This window comes from Pseudomonas sp. 39004 (genome assembly GCF_028682155.1).
Classification (GTDB): Bacteria; Pseudomonadota; Gammaproteobacteria; order Pseudomonadales; family Pseudomonadaceae; genus Aquipseudomonas; species Aquipseudomonas capeferrum.
The window spans coordinates 1-7,083 of the sequence record NZ_JANIAG010000230.1 but is presented as its reverse complement, the minus strand read 5'-3'; the positions used below and the strand labels follow the sequence as shown (position 1 = coordinate 7,083).

9 protein-coding genes are annotated in these 7,083 nt (G+C 63.8%); 7 read left to right on the top strand and 2 right to left on the bottom strand.

Annotation, left to right across the window (positions count from 1 at the left end):
* The coding region (locus tag NP534_RS24700) for a LysR family transcriptional regulator (protein WP_274100453.1) at positions 1–501 on the bottom strand (501 nt) is incomplete at its 3' end.
* 522 nt (positions 502–1,023) lie between these two features.
* On the opposite strand from NP534_RS24700, the gene iacA reads away from it, so the two are divergent.
* Genes iacA through NP534_RS24665 form a run of 7 tightly spaced genes read left to right on the top strand, consistent with a single transcriptional unit; the run spans position 1,024 to position 6,635 of the window.
* Positions 1,024–2,193 carry an indole-3-acetate monooxygenase gene (gene iacA / locus NP534_RS24695; protein WP_033698734.1) on the top strand — a complete coding sequence of 390 codons (1,170 nt, stop codon included), beginning with the start codon at positions 1,024–1,026 and terminating at the stop codon, positions 2,191–2,193.
* Between the two features lie 17 nt (positions 2,194–2,210).
* A complete protein-coding gene (locus NP534_RS24690) occupies positions 2,211–2,573 on the top strand; it encodes a hypothetical protein (RefSeq protein WP_033698732.1) in 363 nt (120 codons plus the stop codon).
* A 15-nt stretch (positions 2,574–2,588) separates the two neighbouring features.
* Positions 2,589–3,863: an aromatic ring-hydroxylating oxygenase subunit alpha gene (locus NP534_RS24685; RefSeq protein ID WP_227696199.1), complete on the top strand. Its 1,275-nt coding sequence runs from the start codon at positions 2,589–2,591 to the stop codon at positions 3,861–3,863.
* A gap of 14 nt (positions 3,864–3,877) precedes the next feature.
* Positions 3,878–4,354, top strand: a complete 477-nt coding sequence (locus NP534_RS24680) for an aromatic-ring-hydroxylating dioxygenase subunit beta (RefSeq protein ID WP_274100452.1) — start codon at positions 3,878–3,880, stop codon at positions 4,352–4,354.
* 10 nt (positions 4,355–4,364) lie between these two features.
* Positions 4,365–5,117, top strand: coding sequence for an SDR family NAD(P)-dependent oxidoreductase (locus NP534_RS24675; protein WP_033698728.1), 753 nt, complete (start codon positions 4,365–4,367; stop codon positions 5,115–5,117).
* Between the two features lie 49 nt (positions 5,118–5,166).
* Positions 5,167–6,126, top strand: a complete 960-nt coding sequence (locus NP534_RS24670) for a PDR/VanB family oxidoreductase (RefSeq protein WP_274100451.1) — start codon at positions 5,167–5,169, stop codon at positions 6,124–6,126.
* An 11-nt stretch (positions 6,127–6,137) separates the two neighbouring features.
* The gene (locus NP534_RS24665; RefSeq protein WP_033698724.1) at positions 6,138–6,635 is read left to right on the top strand and encodes a flavin reductase; all 498 of its coding nucleotides are present in this window, start codon (positions 6,138–6,140) and stop codon (positions 6,633–6,635) included.
* Positions 6,636–6,664: 29 nt separating this feature from the next.
* Here NP534_RS24665 and NP534_RS24660 read toward each other — a convergent pair.
* Positions 6,665–7,083: MarR family winged helix-turn-helix transcriptional regulator (locus NP534_RS24660; protein ID WP_274100450.1), on the bottom strand; the 419-nt coding region annotated here is incomplete at its 5' end.

Sequence of the window (7,083 nt, the reverse complement as noted above, 5' to 3'; positions counted from 1 at the left end):
GCTGAACAGCCGCGTCAGGCGGGCTGCAGGGTTGGGCGCAAACACCACGCCCAAATGCGCCTCGTCGGCCAGCACCATGCGCTGCACCTCCAAGGACGGGGCGCTGATGATCTCGGCCTTGTGCGCATTGTGCGCATGCAAGAAGCCCTGCAACGAATTGATCGCCCGGGCGCCCAGCAGGCCTTCGCCAATGGCGATCACCGTCGAGGCCTGCTGGCGGGCGCGCAGTTCGTCCAGGCGGTTGACCAGCAGCGCGTGCTGGCGGGTGCGCTCGATGTAGTAGTCCACGGCCGCTTCGCCGGCGGCGGTCAGGCTGATGCGATGGGTGCCGGGGCGGACCAGTTCGATGCCCAGTTCTTCTTCCAGCCGGGCGATCTGCCGGCTGACCGATGAGGTGGCGACACCGAGCACTTCGGCAGCGGCGCGCATCGAGCCCTTGTCATGGCTCAGGTGCAGGTAGCGCAGGCGATGGTCCTGCAGATCGATATGGCGGGTGGGCATGACCTCGACCTCGGGGTAATCACGGCAGGCATTGGCGTGTCCCCATCGATCCTGGTGGGGCGCTGGCTTGATGTTTTTCTTGTGTGCTCGGCGTGGGTTGGCCGGCGTTGTCGCGCTCCATGCCAGGCCATCCTACACGCGTTTTTTTCTGGCAGAAATCATGTGAAAAAGGCACTAAAAATTTTTCGTGATATCAGCGTTGGTCTTTAGTTTTTTTTGCGCTGTTCAGCTCAGCCTATCTCAGCCTTTAAATTCATTTAAATCAGATAGATAAGCGGTTTTTTCTGAATCTTCCTGAGTACTGCTAGCAGATTTTTCGTGAGTTTTAGCGTGAAAATTCAATTGACAATTCACGTAAATCGCCGCAAATATTTGTCACCGGCACCTAAAACAAGAGAGACAGACCATGCCGCCCAAACCTGCCTACGCCCCTCTGCATGGCCAGTGCTTGCCTTCACCGAGCCCAGCCAACACCCCCCACAAGCATCAGTACAAAAACCGCGCCTGAGACGGAGAAAGTCCATGGAATCGCTTTGCCTGCGTGCCGCGCCTGTGTCGGCGCTCGCCTCTGGCCCTGCCTTCGAGGCCTTGCTTGACGGTGTTCGTGATCGGGCTCGCCTCGGTGAGTTCGACCGCCAGCGCCACATATCCCGCGATGTGATCGACGCGTTCAAGGCCCATGGCGTGTACCGCGCCCTGGTGCCCAAACGCTTCGGTGGGCTTGAATGCTCGCCGGGTGCCTTCTGTGAAATGGTCGAACGCATCGCCCATGCAGACGGCTCCGCCGGCTGGGTGGCCAGCTTCGGCATGAGCCCCGTGTACCTGGCGGCGCTGCCGCTGGAAACCATCGCCGAGATCTACGGCAACAGCCCCGACACGGTGTTCGCCGGTGGCATCTTCCCGCCACAGCCCGCCGAGATCGTGCCCGGCGGCTTCAAGGTCAACGGCCGCTGGAAGTACTCCAGCGGCTCCATGGGCGCCGACATCGTCGGTGTCGGCATCGCCCCGCGCAATGGCGACAAGCTTGACTTGCCACGCCTGGCAGTGATGCCGCGCCAGCAAGCGCGCATCGAGCAGACCTGGGACACCGTCGGGCTGCTCGGCACCGGCAGCCACGACCTGGTGGTCGAGGACGTGGTGGTCGGCGAGCAGTGGACCTTCGTGCGCGGTGGCAAGCCCAACCTGGACGAGCCGTTTTTCCGTTACCCCTCGCTGTCGTTCGCCACCCAGGTGCTCTCGGTGGTCGGCTTGGGCATCGCCCGCGCCGCGCTCGACGAACTGTCGGGCATGGCCAGTGGGCGCATTTCGGTCACCGGCGCCCCGGCACTGGCTGACCGGCCGCTGGCCCAGGTCGATGTGGCCAAGGCCGAGGCGGCGCTGCGCTCGGCTCGCGCGTTCTTCTACGAGTCCATCGAACGAGCCTGGGAGCACGTCCTGGCGGGCGACCCGGTACCGGTCGAGGTCACCAACCTGTTGCGCCTGTCCTCCACTCATGCCGCCCGCGTGGCCGCCGAAGTGGCGCGCAGTGTACAGATGCTCTCGGGCATGACCGGCATCTACAACGAAAGCCCGCTGGCCCGCTGCGTCAACGATGCGCAGGTGGTGACCCAGCACGCCTTCATGGGCGACGTCACCTACCAGAACGCCGGGGCGATGTTCTTCGGTAAACAGCCCCTTCCGGGCTACCTGTAACTTTCGGGATATTTGTCATGAGCGATAAGAAAACCTTGCGCGTGCTGTTCTGCATGGGCATCAACCAGAACTTCTTCGATGCCCCTCGCGAGGAGCAGCTTCAGGTGTGGGCCGCCTTCAGTGCGATGTGGAATGGCATCCACGACCTGGCCGGGGTGAACGTGCTGGGCAACATGGACGATGACCAGGGCATGGTCGGCCCGTCCGACGGCTTCCCCTGGACCACCTACCTGTTGGCTGACGTACCGGACATCGAGACCGTGCACGCCGCCTGCAACCTGTTCCGCACCACGGCCGTGGGCGAGGGGCCGTACAAACTATGGCGCTATGCCAAGGTCGAGGCCCGTGTCGGCCGCGAACTGATCATCCAGCGTGCCTGAGTAGAGGAAGCCCCCGTGAGCAATCTGATCCCCGCCGTCAACCTGACGGTCGACCCGGCCGCGCTGGTGCAGCACGACCGCGTCCACACCTCCCTCTACACCGACCCGGCCCTGTTCGACGCCGAGCTGCAGAAAATCTTCCACAGCACCTGGGTCTGGGTCGCCCACGACAGCGAAGTCCCGGACGCGGGCAGCTACAAGACCACCTTCATCGGCAAGCAGCCGGTGATCGTGGTACGTGACCGCAAGAAGGCCATCAACGTGCTGCTCAACCGCTGCCGCCACCGCGGCGCCACGGTGTGCGAGCACAAGAAGGGCAAGACCAACAGCTTCGTCTGCCCCTACCACGGCTGGGGCTACGCCCTCGACGGCTCGCTGCGCGGCATCCCCCACCCGGAAAGCTACGGCGATTGCATCGACAAGGCCGAACTGCCACTGGTCAGCCTGCGCACCGAAAGCTACGCCGGCATGGTCTTCGCCACCTTCAAGGACGACATCGAGCCGCTCGAAGACTTCCTCGGCGCAGCCAGGAAGTGGATGGACCTGTTCATGAAACAAGGCGCCGGCTACGGCATCAAGGTCCCCGGCGAGCACCGCTTCCGCTTCCCCGGCAACTGGAAGATCCAACTGGAAAACACCACCGACGCCTACCACTTCCCGTTGGTGCACAAGAGCTTCCTGTCCTCGGTCGACGAGCAGACCCTGGAGCTGTTCGACTTCGTCAAAGGCCCCGGCTACGTCGAGGACCTGGGCAACGGCCACAGCGTGATGGTGATGATCCCCGAGCTGGTGGACCTGGAAGCCGATCTCGACAAACCGATCCCGGAGCGCTTCGAGGCCCTGGCCGCCGAGCTGCGCGACGAAGGCATCGACGAGCCACAAGTGCGCCGCATCGTGCGCGCCGTCGGCGGTTCGGGCTTCAACCTCAACCTGTTCCCCAACGTCGCCTGCTCGATGGCGTTCTTCCGCGTGCTGCAGCCGATCTCGGTGACCGAGACCGAAATCCATCACTCGGTGATCACCATGGACGGCGGCCCGGCCGCAGCCAACCGCTACCGCCTGCGCCTGCACGAGCACTTCCAAGGCCCGATGGGCTTCGGCACCCCGGACGATTCTGAAGCCTGGGAACGGGTGCAGAAAGGCGCCCGGGCCGGTGAAGACCTGTGGATCATGCTCAACCGTGGCTTGCCCGGCGAGACGCCCAGCGCAGACGGCCTGGTCTCCGACGTGAGTGCCGAAACCGGCATGCGTGCGGCGTACCAGCAGTGGAAAAAGATGATGTCGGCGTGAGCATGGAGAACCCTATGAACCTGCAATTGCTGCAAGAAGTCACCGCCTTCATCTGGCAGGAAGGCGACATGCTCGACCACGGCGAGTACGACACCTGGCTCGGCCAATGGACTGAAAAAGGCACGTACATCATCCCCATCGACCCGAAGCAGAGCGACTACGAGAACACCCTCAACTACGCCTACGACGACCACCACATGCGCGGCCTGCGGGTGCAGCGGTTGATCGGCGGCGAGTCGATTTCCACCAGCCCACAACCGCGTACCGTGCGCACGCTGTCGCGCTTTCGGGTGCTGAGCGACGACGGCGTCAACGTCAGCGTGCGCTGCGCGCAGAACGTGCGGGAATTTCGCAAGGAAAGCCTCAAGCACTACAGCGCCGACCTGACCTACACCCTGGTGCGGGCGGCGGGCGGTTTCAAGATCCACCGCAAGGTGATCAGCCTGATCAACAGCGACGATACCCTTGCCGGTATCGGCTACATCCTTTGAGGAACTGGCCATGAACCAAGTTGCATTGGTAACCGGCGCCGGCCAGGGCTTGGGCCAGCGCTTCTGCGCCCAACTGCTTGCCGCGGGCTTTGACGTGGTGGTCTCGGACCGCGATCTGGCACTGGCCCAGGCCAGCGCCGCACACCTGCAGCAAGCGCAGCAAGGGCAGGGCGGCCGCACCCTGGCGGTCAAGCTCGACGTCGCCAGCAAGGCCGATTTCGAACAGGCCCTGGCCCAGGTACTGGCGCATTTTGGCGCCTTGCACGTGGTGGTCAACAACGCCGCCGTGACCAAGACCACGCCGCTGATGCAGATCACCCCGGAGGAGCTCGACGCAGTGGTCGGGCTCAACCTGCGCAGCGTCTTCCTCGGCTGCCAGGTGTTTGGCGCGCACCTGGCCGAGGCCGGCTACGGACGGATCATCAACATGGCCTCGCTGGCCGGGCAGAACGGTGGCACCGCCACGGGTGCCCATTACGCAGCGAGCAAGGGCGCGATCATCACCCTGACCAAGATCTTCGCCAAGGAATTCGCCGCCCGGGGTGTCACGGTCAACGCCATTGCCCCCGGCCCGATCGATTCGCCGGCGGTGCATGCCGCGGTACCGGCCGAGCGCCTGCCGGGCTTGCTGGCGAACATCCCGGTGCAGCGCCTGGGTGACGCCGGCTTCCTTGGCGACCTGATCGTGCAACTGGCGCGGCCCGAGGCCTATTTCACCACCGGGGCAACCTGGGACGTGAACGGCGGCCTGTTCATGCGTTGAAATTTTCGGGGGCGCAGCGCGCCTCCTGTCGTTACACGGGACACCGGCCATGAATGAACAATTGTTGAACGTAGTCGTGCGCAAGCGCGAGATCCAAGGGGCCGACGTGGTCGTCCTCGACCTGGGGCGTGCCGATGGCACGGCGTTGCCGGCCTTCGAGGCGGGGGCGCATGTCGATATCCACGTCGCGCCTGGCCTGGTGCGCCAGTACTCGCTGTGCAGCGACCCGGCCGATGCCACGGTGTATCGCCTGGGCGTGCTCAAAGACCCCGCTTCACGCGGCGGCTCGGTGGGGGTGCACGAGACCTTGCTGGAAGGGCGCGCGTTGCAGATCAGCGCGCCGCGCAACCTGTTCCCGCTGGCGGCGCAGGCGCGCCGCTCGATCCTGCTGGGTGGCGGTATCGGCATCACGCCGATGATCGCCATGGCCCATGCCCTGCACCAGCAGGGCGCGGACTTCGAACTGCATTATTGCGGGCGCTCGCGCAGCCGCAGTGCGTTTCTCGAGGCATTGGCGGCGGCGCCGTTTGCCGCACGGGTAGTGACCCACTTCGACGACGAAGACCCGGCACAGCGCCTTGACCTGGTGGCGGTGCTAGGCACTGCCAACCCAGGTACCCACCTGTACACGTGCGGCCCGTCCGGCTTCATGGACTGGGTGATCGAAGGGGCTCGCCGGCAGGGTTATGCCGAAGACCATATCCACAAGGAGTACTTCCAGGTCGAGGTCGATGCCAGTGGCGCAGGCTTTGAAGTGGTGGCCGCGCGCAGCAACAAGATCGTGCAGGTCGGCGAGGGGCAGACGATTCTCGAAGCGCTGGCTCAGGTCGGCATCAAGATTGATATTTCCTGCGAGCAGGGCGTCTGCGGGACGTGCATGTGCGAGGTGCTCGAAGGCGAGCCGGACCACCGCGATGTGTACCTGACCGATGACGAAAAAGCCGCGAACGACCAGATCCTGGTGTGCTGCTCGCGGGCCAAGTCCAACAAGCTGGTGCTGGATATCTGAGGAGCATGACCATGGTAGACGTAAACCAGTTTCGCAATGCAATGGCGCTGCTCGGCGGCGCCGTATCGGTCATCACCACTGATGGCCCAGCAGGGCGTTTCGGCTTCACCGCATCGGCAGTGTGCAGCGTGACCGACGCACCGCCCACCTTGCTGGTGTGCATGAACCGCGCGTCTTACTCCAACGAGCAATTCAAGGCCAACGGCGCGTTGTGCGTGAACGTGCTGGCCGGCACCCATCAGGAACTGTCGGGGGCGTTTGCCAACCGTAACCTGAGCACGGAAGAACGCTTTGCGACCACCCACTGGACCGTGCTGGAAAGCGGCGCGCCGGTGATGCAGGAGGCGTTGGTGAACTTCGACTGCCGTATTGCCCAGGTGCATGAAGTGGGGTCGCACAGCATTTTCTATTGCGAGATCCAGGATATCCGCCATGGCGGGGCGGACGATGGGCTGGTGTATTTCAACCGGGCCTATCACCGGGTGTGCGAGGACTCTAAAGCCTGCTGAATTTGGGGGCCGCCACGCGGCCCCAGCTTTCACGGTGTCTCGAGGTTGTGAAACACCACTTCCAGCATCCGGTTCAGCCGCTGCACCTGCGCCTCGGTCAGCCCCTTGAAGCTGCGCTGGAACAGCTCCCGGGTCACGTCCTGCATGCGCTCGATGTTCTGCAGGCCGACTTCGGTGATGCGCACCTGGGTCACGCGCCCATCCTCAGGGCTTGGCGCAGTATCGACCAGCCCGTCGTCTTTCATGCGGTAGACGATCTTGGTGATGGTCGAGAGTTTGGCAATGGCATGGGTGGAGATCTCGGAAATACTCGATTCACCGTTCTCGTTGAGGATCCACAGCACGCGCCAGCGCGGCACGTCGAGGTCGATCTTCTTGAGCAGACGCTCCATGTTCTGGGTGTAACGGCCATGCACACGGGCCAGCCAGTAGAAGGGGAAATCCTCCT

Excerpts from the sequence above, each read along its gene's own strand:
- iacA (WP_033698734.1), top strand. The coding sequence starts at position 1,024 with ATGGAATCGCTTTGCCTGCGTGCCGCGCCTGTGTCGGCGCTCGCCTCT.
- NP534_RS24690 (WP_033698732.1), top strand. The coding sequence starts at position 2,211 with ATGAGCGATAAGAAAACCTTGCGCGTGCTGTTCTGCATGGGCATCAAC.
- NP534_RS24680 (WP_274100452.1), top strand. The coding sequence starts at position 3,878 with ATGAACCTGCAATTGCTGCAAGAAGTCACCGCCTTCATCTGGCAGGAA.
- NP534_RS24675 (WP_033698728.1), top strand. The coding sequence starts at position 4,365 with ATGAACCAAGTTGCATTGGTAACCGGCGCCGGCCAGGGCTTGGGCCAG.
- NP534_RS24670 (WP_274100451.1), top strand. The coding sequence starts at position 5,167 with ATGAATGAACAATTGTTGAACGTAGTCGTGCGCAAGCGCGAGATCCAA.
- NP534_RS24665 (WP_033698724.1), top strand. The coding sequence starts at position 6,138 with ATGGTAGACGTAAACCAGTTTCGCAATGCAATGGCGCTGCTCGGCGGC.